The following is a 16,904-nucleotide window of genomic DNA, read 5'->3' as shown; positions in this document are numbered from 1 at the left end:
ATTTTACCATATAAATGAGTAAATATGCACAGCTTCCACCATTAAATTGAAAGTGCATATCCGTCTCATAATAAGAAAATATTGACGTCTACAACAACAGGTTTAAAAATTAAAATGGATCAGTAATCCACTGCTATACCGGCACTAAAAATATTCGAAGACACATCGATGTCTTCACTGAGGGCTTGCTGGCGACGGTATTCAAACACAAACCACATCGTCGCAATTCCATATTCGGAACTTAAATTAAAAGCAAGTTGCTTATCCAAGGCTGTAATGTTCGCCATAATACCCGCAGCACCGTAGGCTCCGGCCGTACCCACCGCTTTTGGTGAGGCATTGTCATCCCTCATCTCGAGCAGTCCCACGTAACTCAATCCACCCGCTACATAGGGGGCCAACCATTGCTTGTTCATATATTCTAGACGGTAAATCACACCCGCATTCAATGGGAACATGAACAAAGTGTAGCTTTCCTTAGCCTCGGAGCCGTCCTTTAAAAAACGACCTTTTCCTTGAGAGTAGGTAAAACCTCCCCCCACTTGAACGCCCAACTTTCCAAAACTCTGAAAAGGTTGCCACTCATAATCGATCATCAGACCAAGGACGTCTGAACTTCCATACATCGTTTCAAAATTAGAACTACCATCTGCTGATTCAATTTGCGGAGGCGACATTGAAGCCATACGAATCGACATCATCTCATCTTTAGGTGACTCTTTTGTTTTATAAACATAGGCACCGTCTTTTTCGATTTTCAGAAGGCCTTTTTTTGCCCAAGGATGAGGTTGTAATTTTTTAGATGACGTCCCTTGAACTGATGATGAGACAGTTGAACGGCTCTCTTGATGGCGAACCTCGTTGGATCTTTTTTCCAAAGCTTTTGCTTCTGTTTTATTTTCGGCAGGCGGCACTGACATCGGCACTGACGCTGAATCTACCGGTTGCTCAGGACCTGCTTGAATTTCAGCTTCCATTGCCTCGGCAGCCTCGTCTTCGGAAAGATAAGGTTCTTCGGCTGGTGGCACTTCCCACTCCGACTCTGGAGGATAGGAATTTTAAACACCGAATTTGGCCATACGATCGTCTAGCTATCCCGTAGATCTTGATAAAATTGTGTGATTGTTGGGTCTGATTGGCAATGAGTTTCACGAAATTTTGGATTTGGGGTTCTGGTTTCGATTTTCCGCAGTTGTTTTCTCAGATTTTGAATAGAAGGATCCATGGCGGCTGATTTGCCACGGCATGCTCTAGCGCTACAGCTGGAACATGTGGCCGTTTTAGTCGGCGTATTGATTAAAATTGTCGAAGCTCATTTCGAAGTGTTGTTGAAAGTCGTCCCCGAAATAGTTCCCCTGCTTTGGCGGGCCTCTGGCTGGATGCAGGGGTGGTGGTTTCGTTGGTAACCCCAGGTGGTCCAAGATTTTGCGAATCACTTTGGGATCTTCGATGGCTGCAATCATTTTCATTTTGCCGCCGCATTTGATGCATGTTTCAACGTCGATATTGAAGACTCGCGATAAGAGCCTCGCCCAGGGAATATTTTTCCTCTTCATCTGTAACTGTTGAGGTCCGATGACTTGGTCGACTTGATCCAGACTGAGCACTGGTGGTGCCGGTGGTTTGGGAACGATTTGTTTTCTGTATTTGTAATGTGGACCAAGGACACCATGGTATCTGGTCAAATGGACCCTGGGCCGTGGAACCAGTGCCACAAGCCTTTCCATGAACTCCATGGGTGTTAGCTTCATGGCCGTGGTTCCGTCATCCCAAGGTTTTTTGAATCTGTAAATCACATTGCCATGATCGTCCGTGGATAGCCGCTCCTCACTGACTGCGGGACGAGCGATATATCTGCAAACTCTCTCAAGCCGGTCACGCTCATGGGATTTGGTGGCAACGCCTGCGTGCAGTGAAAATCCTGAGTTCTTGGCGACAAGCCCCTTGGTGGCGGTGTGATCATTGTCTGTCGCAGCCCTAAGCACGATCGCTTTTTTGCCTTTGCTTTTGCCTGTGGCAAATCTGTAGGTTACTGATGTGGCTTGCAGTTTAGAGAGTGTATCTTCGTCTGGGATCGGTATTTGGAAGCCACCGTCATCGACATCGCGGATAATGATTTTTTGTCGTTCTAGGTATTTGGTGAGCTTAACGATGATTTTGGAAAGCACTTCTTCGATCTCTTTTACTGTTGGTAGTGGTGCCGCCCAGAAGTCGATAGGTTCACCATCAGTACCTAGCTCGTAGCAGCCATCGACGAATAGTTGGTGGAAGTGGATGTTCAGGTTAAGACTGCCACCAAAGCGCTGAATCAGGGTGACTGCTCCTGATTTGGAGTTCTTGGCTGTGAGCCCTGCTTTATTGCGGTAATGACTTCCGATCACAAGATTGGCGATATCCAGAGCTCTTGCCATGACTTTTGGTCTCACGGCTAAACACAGTCTTATTTGTACTGGAAATGTCAGTACCCATTGGCGGATGTTTTTGTGTGGCAATACATGGTCCACCAAATGGGCGGCGGTCTCTGACATCCGCCTGGCCCCGCAGCTGGGGCAGAATCCGCGTTTTTTGCAGCTAAAGGCCACCAGCATCTCATTGTGACAACTGGTGCACTGGGCTCGCAAAAATCCATGAGCCAGGATCCCGCAGCGCAAGTACGCTTCGAACTCTTTGATCACGAAGTCTGGCAGTGGATACCCCAGGTCTTGTTCAACCTGATCCTGAAACGAGAGCCAGTTGGACTGTACAAGCTTGTACAGATCTGTTTCTTCGGGTTGGTGGCGTTCGTAGGTGTACGTTTTTGGGGCGACATTTAGCATGGGCCCGGCACACTGTGCAATGTTCCGGCCGGACGGAGCACGTCCGATCAGCGGTCGTCATCTTGTACACGGCTTGTTCTGAAAGGCTCATCAATTGGTCAGCGAATCACTGCGATTGAGAGGTGGCACCACCTTGACTGCGATGTATTTGCTTTTGGATCCGGATCTAGCTGGTTTTGTCGGCGCTTCAGAAACCCCTTGAAAACTAGCCCGAGCCTGTCCTTTTAAAAACAGGTTCGGTTAGTCACATCCCTCACAAATTCTCGGCTAGCAAATAGGACTCATTAGGCAGCAACTTCAGGAAAAACAGTTGCTACTCGTTCTTCGGTGGCTACAGCTTTTGCCGCAGCCTCATCTTTCATCATGGCCGACTTTTCAGCCCATACCGAGCCATGACTGCCCGATTTCATGCGAGTTGACCCCCTCGTTTTCAACGAGCTGACCCCCCTGATTTCAGGGAGTTGACCCCCTCAATTTCACTGAATTGACCCCTCTATATTTGATCTGAGGGATCAGACCATGAGCGTTAACGACATTGGATATTACCTGTGGCAGCCCTCCTCTGGGGGTGGGCATGGCCAAAATGAGGACCAGTGTGGAAATTCGCAATCAAGTTCTAGAACTAAAAAAGCAAGGCAAAGGCAAGAAGGCCATCGCGCGAACATTGAAGATCGCACGCAACACAGCCTGAGTTCCAACTTTTCATCGCGGAAGAACTCCACCGCTTTGAAGAGTTGAAACATGAGAAATTCAAAGTCTTAGCCAACCTCTTCCAGAACCATCCTGATTTCAAGAACAAAATATTTCTCTGTGAAGCCCAGAAGGGGGTGGAGTTCCTGGGGTTTCATATTCGTCAAAGCAAAAGGACCATCAAACCCGCCAATATGGCCCGCATCAAAAAGCGTTTGCGGAAATTATCTCGACTGCTTAAAAATAAGGCCCAAACTCCAGAAAAAATTCGGCAGCGCATAGCCAGTTGGCGCGGGTATGCCTTGCATGGACAAGTCCGCTTTCAACTGGAACATCTTATTTCTTGGTGCGCTTTTGATCCGGAACTTCAGAGGATTTGTCAGAACGTTTTTTTTCCACCTTCAGAAGACCGCCAACCTGGTTCAGAGCCTCCACAATCAGCTTCGCAAAGCGAGCATAGCGTTTGGTATCAATCGCCTTCAGATCGTGAGATATGCGAATCAAAATGCGGCTTTTTTCAAGCTCTACAATCGTCGCCACTAAAGCCTTCTCCCGGCGAACCTCGGAAACGATGGCCTCGGTTAAATTCTCCACGGCCACTATCAAAGATAATGAAAGACGCTTTCCCACACTATACTTGTGAACCTTTGGAAACTGCGCATGGGCTCGCTCAAAATCAAGAACAAGATCATAGAGAGTTTTAAAAACCGGGAACAAATCAACACGATCTTTAGGCAAATTTTCTTCTGGCTTTTGCGTAGATTTTTCTTCAGACATAGCCCATGTGGGGCCTACTCGGCCCCACCCCCAAAATTAAATTTTTACCCCTAGCGAAAACAACATCGCGACCCGTAGGGGTTACTTACGGAGGTGGAGTAGTTGAACGAATCACAACCCGAGTTGCCCATCACTTGCCCGGTGGCGTTATAGAGATCGGCCACCCACTCCCAATTTCCTGTCATATTCGTGGGAAGACCTGAAACGCAGGCCATAGCCCACTCGCTCGCTGAACATAATCGAGCCTTTGTCGGTGTCTTATTATAACAAGCTGTTGTTGCATTTAACCAAGTTGCCGAAGCTTCTTCATTAGTCGAAATACAAAAGGCTTCGGCACTGCCACTGGTCCCAATCAAAGTAAATCCAGCAGGGCAACTTGTGCGACCTCCACCAGCAGCAGGGGGTTGACTACTCCAAGTCGTTCCATTGCTAGTTAAAACATTCCCCGATGTTCCCGGTGCAACAACTTGAACAGGGCTTGTTCCGTTGCCCAGAATGACGTTATTTGCCGTTAAACTTGCAGCCCCTGTTCCACCATTGGCAACCGGTAAAGTCCCCGTCACAGCGCTGTTAGAGGCTAAATTCACAGCACCAAATGCCAAGGCCGTTCCCCCACTGTCTACTCTTAAAACTTGATTGGCTGTCCCTTGGATATCTGCCACATTGGCTGTCGCATTTCCGGTAACACCTACTACTGATCGTGCGGCTCCTTGACGAAACTTAGCATTGGTCACGGCATTATTCGCAATCGTCGTCGCCGCTGTTCCAGAAGTGCTGGTTACATCACCACTCAAGGCCGGAAGACGAGCTGCATTCAAAATCCCTGTGGCTTGGGAACCAGAAAGGTCTACGGCATTTAATCCTGCTAATGTTCCTAAAGTCGGTTTATTTAGAATCTGAGCTGCACCACTGACCGCACTCCAGTCGGAATTCACTTGAGCCGCAGGGATCGTGGGTTTATCAGAAAGATCGTTGTAACTGCCACTGGTCGCCACTGTTGCCAGCGCCGGGAAATCACTAATTTGAGATTTGGTAATAGAAATATTCTGACAACTCATCACATCACCCACGGAATTATACACCAGGGTTTGATTGTTTGCACAACTGCTGGCAAATGAATTGGCCCCAGTCACTGTCGATCGTAAATCTGTCATCGCCACAAAGCCTGGAGTCCAATTATTTCCTCCAGCATAGCGTAAGACCTGCCCTGCCACATTGGCGGTGGTGGTAACTGCTTGACCTTTGATTTTATCAACCACAGTCGTTCCTTGGGGACCACTCACATCACCCGCTAAGGAACCACTAAAGCCACTGCCACCAACTTCCGCTACCGTGATCCAAGAGCTTCCATCGTAACGATAGATTTTTTGTAGATCTGTTGCCACATACATTTGGCCCGCTACTGGCGAGCCTGGCTTATTGCTGTCTAACCCTGCGGAAATTGAAACTACATTCGATGCAGTATCTGTTCCTGAATTTTGAACAGCCCCCGTAATGCGAGAGTCATCTCCGGCGGCTACTGTTCCCGCACTAACTCCTACATTTAAAGAAGCCGCACCACCAAGATTGGTCCAAGCCCCGTCACCTCTTAAGTAGGTCGTATTATCCGCAGTGCCTGACGTTGCCTTCGTTGCCAATGAACCTAAACCACTCACATCCGAATGCGACAACGTAACTGCCCCAGTTCGTCCGGCAACGCTTGTTACGGCACCACCTGCACTCACTGAAGCCCAAGTTCCATCACCACGAAGATAGGTCGTATTGTCTGCTGTTCCCGTTGGACTCATCGTCGCCAAAGACCCTAGACCTAAGTTCGTTCTCGCGCCCGCATCCGTCGTTGCTCCAGTACCACCATTGGCAATCCCTACTGTACCACTGACACTTGCCGCTGTGGTCGCTGTTGAAGCATTTCCAGAAATATTGATACCTGCTGACGTACCGCCCGAATTGAAGTTATTCAAAATTGCATCTAACTTCGTGAACCGATCAAAAATACTTTCGACATTTATTTTCGTAACACCTTTGGCATTGTTGATATTTACGAAGTCGTCATCAGACTTACTGTTTAATAGCTCTGAATTCACTGCAAAACCCACCGCGCGCATATTAAAATCTGCCGCAATATCTTCGCCCTGAAGATTTAAACGAACACGCAAAACACGGCGATCTATATTTGAAGGAATATAGCTTTGCCCTGTTCCTACGATATTATTAGCCTGATCCACGCATTTTAAGCCCGTGCGGGTGGTTTTATTATCCAGTACCTGACTGATGGATAAAACGGGCGAGGGATTACGAGTCCCCGGAGTCGCAGCACCACTATCACCTAAAACTAAATTTAGATATCCATTAGAGATATTTTTCCCCGTATGCTCTTCTTCACGCAGCACACAATGGTTCACAGGATCAAGGATCTGGGCGATGACTGTTACGCCGCTTGCGGTTGGATAACTTCCATCGGATTTTTTCATGACAGCCTGAAAGCTAATGCCCTTATGTTGCGCTGAAGCCTCAAAAGAAGCTCCGAAAAAAAGACTTAGTCCCAATACGGATGCTACGACGTACCACTTATTCATAGAAGACTCCTTCAAATTCCCACTGACTATTATTTATACTTTGAGTTTTTTCTGAAATTTCACCAAAGACCCCAGTCATTTGATAGTGTCCGGAAGTTACGACTTCACCATGGATAAAATCTGGATCTTTGCGATTGAGATTCTCAACGTCTATAGATTGAGAAAGTGACTGTATGTTTGCATCAAGCGAACAACCACTAAAAGCTATCAATAGCCCCATGTAAAAGAAAATTTTTTTTAAGGATATTAAGACAAAGTTATTGGCTTGAGTTGCTGAGTTGCTGAGTTGCTGAGTTGCTGAGTTGCTGAGTATAAAAGTACCAGACAGCTCTTGGCTGTCAAGTTCATCAATCATCAATTTTAAATCATTTAACTCACGCATTTTGTTACGTTCCCATAAGGTTATACTCTTACAAGCTTAAGACCTATCGGTGTTTCGTAAACAAAACTTTAAGAGCATTCATATTTGAGGCCAAAATCGTATCAAAATAAGAATGCCACAACTCGACAAATGTACTAAGTCACTTAAGACGTCAATGCCTCAATATCTTCTTTTTCACTTATCTTTGCTCCTTTCTCTCGCCTGCCTTCTATAACGGCAATCAATTCGGTGACCATCTGGTGCATTTCGTCTGATTTCTGTGAAAGAACCGTCGCTGCTTCCGCGCACTTCTGGGCCGAAGTCGCATTATTTTGTGTCACACCGTCCATTTCGTTGATCGCTTTATTTATATTACTCACACCTGAAGCCTGCTCATTGCTGGCGTTTGAAATTTCTGTACTAAGGGAAGTCAGTTTTTCAATCTCAATCACGATATCATTAAGCATCGTACCACTTGATGTAACTATCTTGTGACCGTTCTCGATCTTCTGAACACTCTCCGAAATAAGCGCTGCGATTTCTTTCGCAGATGTAGCACTTTTTTGTGCCAAGCCCCGAACCGCATCGGCAACCACAGCAAAACCTTTTCCTTGTTCTCCGGCTCGTGCCGCTTCCACTGCGGCATTCAAAGCCAAAAGATTTGTTTGAAAAGCGATGTCTTCAATCACTGTCACAATTTCTTCGATCTTTTTTGAACTGGTTGCAATGTCGTTCATAGAAAGAATCAGGTTATCAACTTCCTTCTTCCCTCCCTGAGCTTTATCTTGGGCCTTCATCGCTAGGTCTTTGGCTTCGTGAGTGTGATCGGCGTTAAGTTTAATCATACTAGACATTTCCTCGGTCGCCGCTGATGTCTCTTCGATGGAGGCCGCCGCACTCATAGATGATTGACTCAACGAGGTTGACGCTTCGGTTATCTCCGTACTCGAAACTGCAACCTGAGACCCCGCGTCCTGCAAACGTGTCGCAATCGAGTTCAAAGCATTCATGGGTCTTTTTAGAATTAAATAAGCCACGATAATTGCCAAAATCGACAAGCCCCCTGCCCATCCCACAATACCCCAAATTGCTTTCATCGTGGCCGCTTTAACTTCTGCCTTACTGGATATAATCGCAAAAACTCCATGCAGCTTCCCATCTTTCCAATTTTCCAGAGGGAATCCTAGAATATCCTTCCCATTGCCCCATGGCGATGTCTTTGGGTCTCCGTGACACACAAGGCAGCCTTGAGCTTCTGATAACCTCACTGGGCGATAAACTATAACCTGATCCCCTGTTGTATCTGTGAGTTCTTCAAGTTTTGGATCAGCTAAGAACTTTTTGAAAATCTCCAGTTCTGAAACCGTCGCCGTATTGTCTTTATTTCGAGGTTCATCTGAAAAAATACGGAATTTATAACCTTCTTTTTCGGCACCCTCCGCCCCCACCACCATTGCTGCAAAGATAGGAACTTGCTTTAAGACCATACTCTTTGTTTCTTTTGATAAATTTCCATCAGGATGATTTTTGACTGCATTTTCAACAGTGATATTTAACCCACCTTGAGAGGCAATATATCCTCGGACAGCCTCTAAGCGACTTAAGATCGCTCGTGACTTATCTTCTAAATCACGCTCCCCGATTGCTGAGATCCTGGATGCAGAAACTAAAACCGCCGCGACAGTACAAATCACGCAAGCCAAAGCCACGCTCAGAAGAACTTTCCTACTGAACTTCATTGAATTATCCTTTTGTTGTTGAATACAAATGATGGGTAATAAAAAAGTCGAGCCGCGTTTGGATTACCAAACACGGCTCTAAAATATTTCAAAAAGTAAACTATCGACTTAGACGATAGACGATAGACGATAGACGATAGACGATAGAAAAAATCTCGTCGCATCTATATTACTGTCAATAAAATCTTTCGCACATTTTGGCATACTAAATAAAAATAAATCTGTTCTTTGTTTCCAGTCTATTAAAGAAATCAAAAACTCGAGTAAATCTCGGGGTAAGTCTAGGTCCTGTTTTGTAATATTATCGTACACTTGAAAACTGATGCTTTTTCGCCAACTTTTACAATTAAAGGATGAAAATTATTCATAACCTCTTCCTAAAGCCCTCTTAAGATATAAATTACGGTGAATTTACCTGCTTATCTTGGTGGCACAAGCTTTGTAACACATAAAAGATGCTTGAAAGCTCTTAATTATTTAGGGAGAGACAATGGAGCATCTAAAAGCAAAAGTTTTATTGATCGAAGATGACGAGTCCTTTGTCGCAGGCTTCCGGCTTATTTTGCGAAAAACTTCTTTATCTATCGACTGGGCCGTGTCTGCTCAAGATGCTATTGCATATCTAAAGAAGAACGCAGACTATGCTGTCATAGTCATTGATAAACATCTTCCTAATATCAAGGGCGATGAGTTAGCTCTTAATATTCGTAAGCTCTACCCCGATCTTCAAATAATCTACACCACTGGCGACTTGACACATGAAACACTTACCGAACTCCTAAAAACAGGTGTCGCTATGGATTTCATACCTAAAGGAAAATCCACTGAAGACATCTTAAAACCCGTTCTTAAAGCAGTACAAATTTATCAAAACGAACGGCGCATACTCAAAAATGATGAAGTCTCAGGCATCGAGGCCGAGCAAAAACTTTTATCCGCAGGTATTGTCGGACGCTCTGAGGCTCTTTTAAAAATCCTCAAGCAGCGCGAAGCTTTTAAAAAACTACCTCTGCCGACCCTTATCCTGGGAGAGTCAGGAACAGGGAAAGAAGTCATTGCAAATGCTTTTGCTCAAGGAGTAACTGACATCCTCCCTGTCAACTGTTCGACTTATCTCAATCGCGAAAACATGATGGATTCGGAATTGTTTGGGCATATCCGAGGCGCTTTCACCGACGCTCACAAGGACAAGCAGGGTATTTTTGAGGTCGCCAAGGGCCGTATAATATTCCTTGATGAAATTCATCATCTTTCAATTTCTGGACAGGCCAAGCTTTTACGCGTCTTACAGGAGAAGAAAGTAACCCGCGTTGGGGATCATTCAGGCCATTCCATTTCTTGCGACTTTAAAATTATTGCCGCAGGAAAACCGGAGATTCTTAAAATGGTCAAAGATGGTTCGTTTTTGCCAGATCTCTATTTCCGTCTTGCGACCTATACAGTGAATATTCCCCCTCTCTCTGAGAGAACTGAAGACATAGAGCCCCTAGTGGAATTTTTTGCGAAAACACTACGCTATAAAACGAACATTCAGAAAAATTTTAGAGCTGCCACGATCCGATTGATGGAACAATACTCATGGCCTGGGGAAGTCCGAGAACTTCGCTCTCTTGTTGAACGTCTATTCGGCGAAACAAAATCTGACATTATAGAGCCTGCTGACTTTTTATCGTCACTAGCAAATAAGTTTCAGATCGCTCCACAACCGATGTCGGAGAATCTTGACTATGGGGCCTATATGAAAATGATTGAAACAAACTATTTGACCAAGGCACTGAGTCAGTCTGCCAGACAAAAAGACGCGGCTGCACTTGTGGGCTTAAGTACATCCACTTTTAACAATCGTCTAAAGCAACTAGGGATAGATCCTAATTTGTGGCTACGGCCCGAACTCAAGAAAATAAAACCCGAACTGGAACTTTCTTAAAAGGAGCAGAAAACTATGGCAACCCCAGAATCTTTACTCGTAGGAATTGCTTGTATTCTTGCACAATCAAACACTATGGAAGCCGCAAAGATTAGAGCAAATCTTTCGCCTGAACAAACACAACTCATCGAGCAACTTCAGCAAGAAGGCGTCTGCGAGAAACTAGAAAAATATTTAGAAGAAAATAAATGCATTCCCGACTCTGATATTCTCGTAAACTGTCATACTTGCCTAAAAACAACGACTATGACGAAAAAAGACGATGGCAAAGCATAGACGAATTTTCTTCGGAATCTGTCTTTTAATCTTAGGCGTACTCATGGGAGTTTTCACTATGAATAAAACCACGAACTCATACTCACAAATAGATACTTTGAGGGTTCGTTTTCCTATCGGGCGTCAAATGCCAGACCCGGCAAATATTGTTTGGACTGGGGAATGGTACTTATTAGATCACTTATCTTCTGGTCTCATTCAGTATGACTCAAATAAAGGTCTGTTTCGTAGCATGTTAGCTGACCGCTGGGAAATATCAGACAATAATATCCATCGGTTTTACATTAAAAAAGACATTGTCTTTAGTGATGGAACACCGATCACAGCACATGACTTTGCTGCGACCCTTAAACGTCTACTTATACGCAAATCCTCTTCACACTTCCCTCTTTGGGATTATGTGGAAGGATGCGAAAACCTCACAAGTTTAAATGACGACTGCTCTGGTTTAAAAATCGTCGATGACTATACATTAGATATAAAATTAAAAGGGCGCTATCGTTCTTTTTTATTGCAACTTGCCTCCCCAGAAACTGGGGTCTGGAGTGCTGCCGATATTACCAACGACGCGCAGTTAACTATCAAACCGAAAAGATTCTCAGGCCCTTACACATTAGAGTCTTTTGACCCATCAAATAAATTTGTACTTAAACGCAATCCATTGAACCAAATTTCTAAAGAATTTAAAGATTCACCTCAACGCATCGAAGTGCCATTAAATGATTTATCAATTTGTGAAGAAATGATGGCTAAAGGTGAGCTTGACGTTTTCCTTAAAGACCCTCTTCCAACGGGCGAGCGCGACTGGAAAAAGCTGGGAGTCGAAACTCTCAAATCATCACCGTCAACGCTGATCTATTTTTCGGGTGTCTCTAATTCAGATCAAAAAAGCAAAGTGGCTTTTGAAGTTATTCAGGATATTTGGAACAAGAGTCCATTTGACGGGTTATTACCCGCCACAAGTCTTCTGCCGTTTGAAAAAGCCTATAAGCTTGATGTGGAATCCATAAAAGATCAGCTTCCCAAAAGCACAGCGAAAGTCATTCGTCTGGGAATTCCGCATACATACTTTCAAAAGGATTTTTTAGACTACCTCGTGAATGTCTTTAAGAATCACGGATCAGATCTACAGCTTGTGACTCTGTCCCGCGAAGAGTATCCGCAAATGTTCGACAATCCTAAGGCCATCGAAAAAATAGACTATATTCTAGCGCCCTATGCCGCTTCAGAACGCTATCCAGCGGTGCAACTTCGTTTTATGACAGGGAAACTCAAGAAATCGCCGATTGATCTCAAAGAAGCTGAAACTCCTGAGCTTGATGAGAAGCAAATCCAAACACTCAAAGGTTATCAAGAATGGCTTTTGACTACTGGTCACATCGTGCCTCTTTTCTTTGAGAAAACCCTCGTTTTACATCAAGCAAATATCGACCTCGGAGTGCAAGAGGCCTCAGATTCTGAAATAGAACTCTGGCGAGCAAGAAGGATCAACAAGTGATCCAACCTCAACCCGTTCTTAGTGAAAGTGCGCTCACTCCATCGTCTTTGATGGTGTCTTGGTTTATTGATAACTCCAAGGCTCCATTAAAAATGGAAGAGCACAACATTGGAGGGCATAAATATTTTCTTTGCCTGTCCAGCTTTACTAAAAATGGCGAAGTGATCTCCGTAGGAGGCCGAGGGCAATCAAAGATCGAGGCCGCGACTAAATGTATAGGCGAATGGTTTGAGAGAAAAGCCGCTTTTGACTTCTTTAGCGCAAACCCGAGTCATGTTAATGCGAGGGCTTTAAAGGTAAATAAAGACGGAACTTTTTTTATCTCGTCACAGGAAGATAATTATCCGCTCCTACCTATGGAGTTTTGGACGACAAACGGCTGGGCTGTTCATACGGATCTAAAGGCATCTCAAAAAAATGCTTTCGACGAGGCCTTAGAACGTCATCTATTGGTGAGCAGCTTTTTACGCTGGGGCTGGCAAGGATTTATAAAAATTAACCAAGTCAGCGTCAAAGAAACACTTTTTACGTCTTGTCTATCTCGCTATAAAACAAGATCTCACTCCGCAGGGTTTGCAATAAGTAAGCATGTTTCGTCACCCGGTCTTAGTTTTGGGCACTTCAGTGAACGTTCTGATTCTATAAATCAATCAACGAAATGGACTCATGCACTTTATGAGGCCGCCGACAAATTGCAGCCATCTATGAAGGCCGATCAATCCTTAGATCCTATTGCGATTGATACCCGTTGGTATTTGGAAAACCAGACCGATTTCGACATAGCTCCTCAAAATACTCCTCAAGAAGTCATTGAGCTGTCTTCTTGTTATTTACACACCGTCGATCTTGCTCAAAAATACAATCTTCCATTTCCCCTATATGGTTCATTTATTTTTGGTGGAGACTTAATGCCTCTCTTCTTACCCAGAGAGTTGACCGCATCTGGGAGGGAATTTATCAAGACCCTGGCAAACTCTTTGGGTTTTGATGCCGTCATTCCCGAAAGGATGCCTGTTTTATGAAATATCTAAAACTTGCATCTTTATCCATCGTACTTGCAGTCATCACAATTCTGTCGGCTCGTTTTTTCAGTATCAAAATAACTGAATCTGCCGAAAACAAAAAAGTCTCTGAAATCGGTGCCATTATCACGAGCGAAGTCCAGACAGGCTCAATGGCAAAAGCCATTGAGAGCGCAAAAGCTCTTTTCAATCTGGCGTTTCCCGACCCGCTTCCCATCGTGCAAATTAAAGAGCAAAATCGCGCCTACGGAAGTGAGCCCTCCTCTTCAGACCTCAATCGTTATCGAAGCATTCAATTCGAGATCGAGGCAAGATCCGATATAGCTGTCACATTCTACGTTCAAAGAGCGAAAATATTAGATGCCTCTCTTGTGCCCTCTATTTTCATCAGTGGCTTGATTTACTTTGTCCTATTGTCTCTATTTGGGTGGATCGCTAAGCGCATTTCTATGGCCGCCCAAAAACGATTTAATACAGAACTGCAACAGGCTCTCGGCCTCTCAATAGAATCGACAGCCAACAGTCGATTAGGACAGTTTTTCGAGAAAATCGTTAATGGTAGCAGCGGCGGTCAAAATCTGAAAAAATCAATTCAACATTTGAAGCAAAAAATCGTCGAACAAAATCAGCTTTCTTTGATGACGGAAATAGAACTCAAAAAAAATGAGAGATTTATCGAGGTCGTCCGTCAAGTTCGTCACGATATTAGATCACCTCTACAAACGCTCATCGTCCTTGCCGAAGATGAGCAGGCTTCGGTAGCTCTTAAAAGACACATGACTCCGGTAATTTCATCAATCAATAATTTGATTGAAGATCTAGAAATCAAAGAAGAAATGGCCGACTCCTCAGAGCTAGGCCTTAAGATTCACATTGCCGAAGCTTTGATAAAAGAAGTTATCCAACAACGTCGCTTAATTTATGGGACGACTCAAATCGAGCTTAAAATAAAATCGGATTTTCTGACTGTCGTCCAAGTGAATCCACATCATTTTAGACGTGTTATCGGAAATCTTATACAAAATGCCCAGGATGCTATTTTAGCCAAGGGAATAAATGGACAGATTCTCATTGAGACTTTCCAACAAAACGGAAATCTGTGCATTTCCATCAAAGACAACGGCATCGGTATAAGTTCTGATATTAGATCAAAACTTTTCATTCCTGGCTTTACTCACGGCAAAAACGGCGGCTCTGGGCTTGGGCTATCTCATGCTAGATCTTGTATTCATAGGTGGAAGGGAGAAATTTCTATCGCTTCAAATTCAGACGGCGGCGCCACCGTTAGCATATTACTTCCCCAAATTCTTCCCCACGCACGATATATTGCAAGTCCTCCCCTTAAAGATCCACGGGTCAGCGTTGTTGTTGATGATGACCCGTTAGATTTTGCGCGCGTGCAGGAGGCTATAAAAGGCCCCTCGGTTTATTGCTCTAGCATTAAAGACTTTGAGAATTGGTTAGATTCTGTCCCAGATAAACAGGGCATTCAGATGATATTTGACTACAACCTGGGAGAAGACAGAACGGGGTTGGACATTCTAGAGACCCTGCCGTTAGATCAGCCCCGAGTCTTATCTACGAATGACTACGACGATCCTAGAGTGGTCTCGGCTAGTACTGAAGGCATTTATATTCTGCCGAAGGTGTTTCTGTCTTAAACATTCGTCAGCGCGAATATATTCATTTTAATAATTAAAACATTAGACTTTGAATACCTAGAAAGTAATTTAGCACACACCTGTTGGAGCTAAGAACTGGGCTCATTTATTGAAAATAAAGCTTTAGGTAGCGAGGAGTGCTATATGAAGTTTGATATCAAATTAAATCCTCTGGGATCTATAAAAATGATCAAATGGTTGACGGTTGTTAGCCTTTTTACTTTTACGCTTCTTATTCTGTCCCAAAGTGACACATGGGCTGCGGATCATTGCAGTAGCATCTTTACAACTTCAAAAGTCAAAGTAGAGAGCACCGCCAACCGCTCTGTTGGTAAAATTAGTCAGATCTTCGATCCTCAGATATCTAAGGAATTTTGGGCGACATTCAAGGAAGAAAACTTTCGACCTCAGGATGCAAATAAATTCCTAGAAGACTTTAAGCAAGCTTTACTACTTAAAAAAGGTTCTGATTCTTCTATTGAGAAAAAGGATTCTACAACAGGCGATCAGCAGCCATTTACAGTGCAGCTCAATCTATTCGACCAGTATTTACATTACAAATTCAGATATTCTGTGGCGGATCATGTGGGTCTTCGTACTTATCAAAGTATGGCATTTGCCACCGCATTTGAGAGCCATACTAGAGAATCGGGTCCTCGCCCTGATAATTCATCACTTTTGTCTCAGTATATGCGTGAGTTCGGTTTCAATGATAAAGAAATAGCCTTTGCGAAGGCTCTCGCAGAGCAAGATTATGTTGGCAGTTATTTGCGTAACGAAATTAAACTAGAAACATTGGTCTCGAAACTAACACTACAAGCAGATAATGCTGGCCTACCTCTACAGGATTTTGCCGCAAATCAGCTTTTGTATTTTACATCCCATGCTTATTCAAATTCGGCGTGGCATCCATATTTTCACAAGAATGATGATGGGACTTTAGTTCCACGCAATTTCAGATTCGAGCGAATATTTGAGGCCCTTAAAGGGTCAACAAACTCAGGACCCCAAGATTATTTTTATCATGTAACCCCGATGGCAAATATCAAATCCATTGCGGAGAAGGGACTTATCATCAACTACCTACCTAATTGGTTAGATATGGCTGAGCCCCGTGAATATTCCAAGAAAGGGGTTTTCTTCTCGGCGAGTTTAAAGCGCGCAAACACCTGGCTGGATCTGTATAAAAGCCGCTTAGGAGACAAGAATCATGGGGGAGATTTTTCAAACTCCTTGCTGACTCCGACCTTAATTAGAACCAAAGCGCGATATGATTTCATCAAGCAAGATGAACTTGCGGGAGGAGCTGAAGATATCATTTATAATGGAGACCTCCGCCCCGAAAATTTAGAGTTTTGGAATGGATTGGCTTGGATTGATATGAGTAAATCTCTAGGAGAGTTGAAGCCTGTTACGAGTTTTCCAAAAGATCCAGTTCCATCAATATCTACATCTGTTCGTTATGATGGGGTTCGAACTAAATCTGTTTTACAGCCGTAATGGTGCTACATATGCTCAATGACCTGACACTCAGACTGTTGCAAGAAGTGGCTTTTATATA

Annotated in this window: 13 protein-coding genes; 6 read left to right on the top strand and 7 right to left on the bottom strand. The window is 44.1% G+C overall.

What is annotated here, in order from left to right:
• Window positions 1-119 precede the first annotated feature (119 nt).
• The 7 genes from AC04MN_RS11350 to AC04MN_RS11320 form a co-directional block, all read right to left on the bottom strand.
• Complete coding sequence (locus AC04MN_RS11350; RefSeq protein ID WP_475383322.1) at window positions 120-1,028, bottom strand: hypothetical protein; 909 nt, start codon at window positions 1,026-1,028, stop codon at window positions 120-122.
• Window positions 1,029-1,280: 252 nt separating this feature from the next.
• Complete coding sequence (locus AC04MN_RS11345; RefSeq protein WP_475383303.1) at window positions 1,281-2,816, bottom strand: transposase; 1,536 nt, start codon at window positions 2,814-2,816, stop codon at window positions 1,281-1,283.
• 284 nt (window positions 2,817-3,100) lie between these two features.
• On the bottom strand, window positions 3,101-3,226 hold the full coding sequence (locus tag AC04MN_RS11340) for a hypothetical protein (RefSeq protein ID WP_475383302.1): 126 nt from the start codon (window positions 3,224-3,226) through the stop codon (window positions 3,101-3,103).
• A gap of 616 nt (window positions 3,227-3,842) precedes the next feature.
• The gene (locus AC04MN_RS11335; RefSeq protein WP_475383321.1) at window positions 3,843-4,283 is read right to left on the bottom strand and encodes a four helix bundle protein; all 441 of its coding nucleotides are present in this window, start codon (window positions 4,281-4,283) and stop codon (window positions 3,843-3,845) included.
• Window positions 4,284-4,333: 50 nt separating this feature from the next.
• Complete coding sequence (locus AC04MN_RS11330; protein WP_475383320.1) at window positions 4,334-6,859, bottom strand: beta strand repeat-containing protein; 2,526 nt, start codon at window positions 6,857-6,859, stop codon at window positions 4,334-4,336.
• Window positions 6,852-7,241 (bottom strand): hypothetical protein, encoded by a 390-nt coding sequence (locus AC04MN_RS11325; RefSeq protein WP_475383319.1) that lies wholly within the window; start codon window positions 7,239-7,241, stop codon window positions 6,852-6,854. Before AC04MN_RS11325 ends, AC04MN_RS11330 begins: the two co-directional genes overlap by 8 nt.
• Window positions 7,242-7,384: 143 nt before the next feature.
• Window positions 7,385-8,959: a methyl-accepting chemotaxis protein gene (locus AC04MN_RS11320; RefSeq protein WP_475383318.1), complete on the bottom strand. Its 1,575-nt coding sequence runs from the start codon at window positions 8,957-8,959 to the stop codon at window positions 7,385-7,387.
• 490 nt (window positions 8,960-9,449) lie between these two features.
• Between AC04MN_RS11320 and AC04MN_RS11315 the strand changes: the two genes are divergently transcribed.
• The 6 genes from AC04MN_RS11315 to AC04MN_RS11290 all read left to right on the top strand — a co-directional run bounded on the left by AC04MN_RS11315 (window position 9,450) and on the right by AC04MN_RS11290 (window position 16,843).
• Window positions 9,450-10,886 carry a sigma-54-dependent transcriptional regulator gene (locus AC04MN_RS11315; protein ID WP_475383317.1) on the top strand — a complete coding sequence of 479 codons (1,437 nt, stop codon included), beginning with the start codon at window positions 9,450-9,452 and terminating at the stop codon, window positions 10,884-10,886.
• A gap of 15 nt (window positions 10,887-10,901) precedes the next feature.
• A complete protein-coding gene (locus tag AC04MN_RS11310; protein ID WP_475383316.1) occupies window positions 10,902-11,162 on the top strand; it encodes a hypothetical protein in 261 nt (86 codons plus the stop codon).
• Window positions 11,163-11,220: 58 nt separating this feature from the next.
• Window positions 11,221-12,660: an ABC transporter substrate-binding protein gene (locus AC04MN_RS11305; RefSeq protein WP_475383315.1), complete on the top strand. Its 1,440-nt coding sequence runs from the start codon at window positions 11,221-11,223 to the stop codon at window positions 12,658-12,660.
• Window positions 12,657-13,682: a hypothetical protein gene (locus AC04MN_RS11300; RefSeq protein ID WP_475383314.1), complete on the top strand. Its 1,026-nt coding sequence runs from the start codon at window positions 12,657-12,659 to the stop codon at window positions 13,680-13,682. The genes AC04MN_RS11305 and AC04MN_RS11300 overlap by 4 nt, the downstream gene beginning before the upstream one ends.
• Window positions 13,679-15,343, top strand: coding sequence for an ATP-binding protein (locus AC04MN_RS11295; protein ID WP_475383313.1), 1,665 nt, complete (start codon window positions 13,679-13,681; stop codon window positions 15,341-15,343). The genes AC04MN_RS11300 and AC04MN_RS11295 overlap by 4 nt, the downstream gene beginning before the upstream one ends.
• A 144-nt stretch (window positions 15,344-15,487) precedes the next feature.
• Complete coding sequence (locus AC04MN_RS11290) at window positions 15,488-16,843, top strand: hypothetical protein (RefSeq protein ID WP_475383312.1); 1,356 nt, start codon at window positions 15,488-15,490, stop codon at window positions 16,841-16,843.
• Window positions 16,844-16,904: the final 61 nt, after the last annotated feature.

It is taken from the genome of Bdellovibrio sp. ZFWA1, from assembly GCF_056175665.1.
This window is presented reverse-complemented; position numbering and strand designations above follow the sequence as displayed.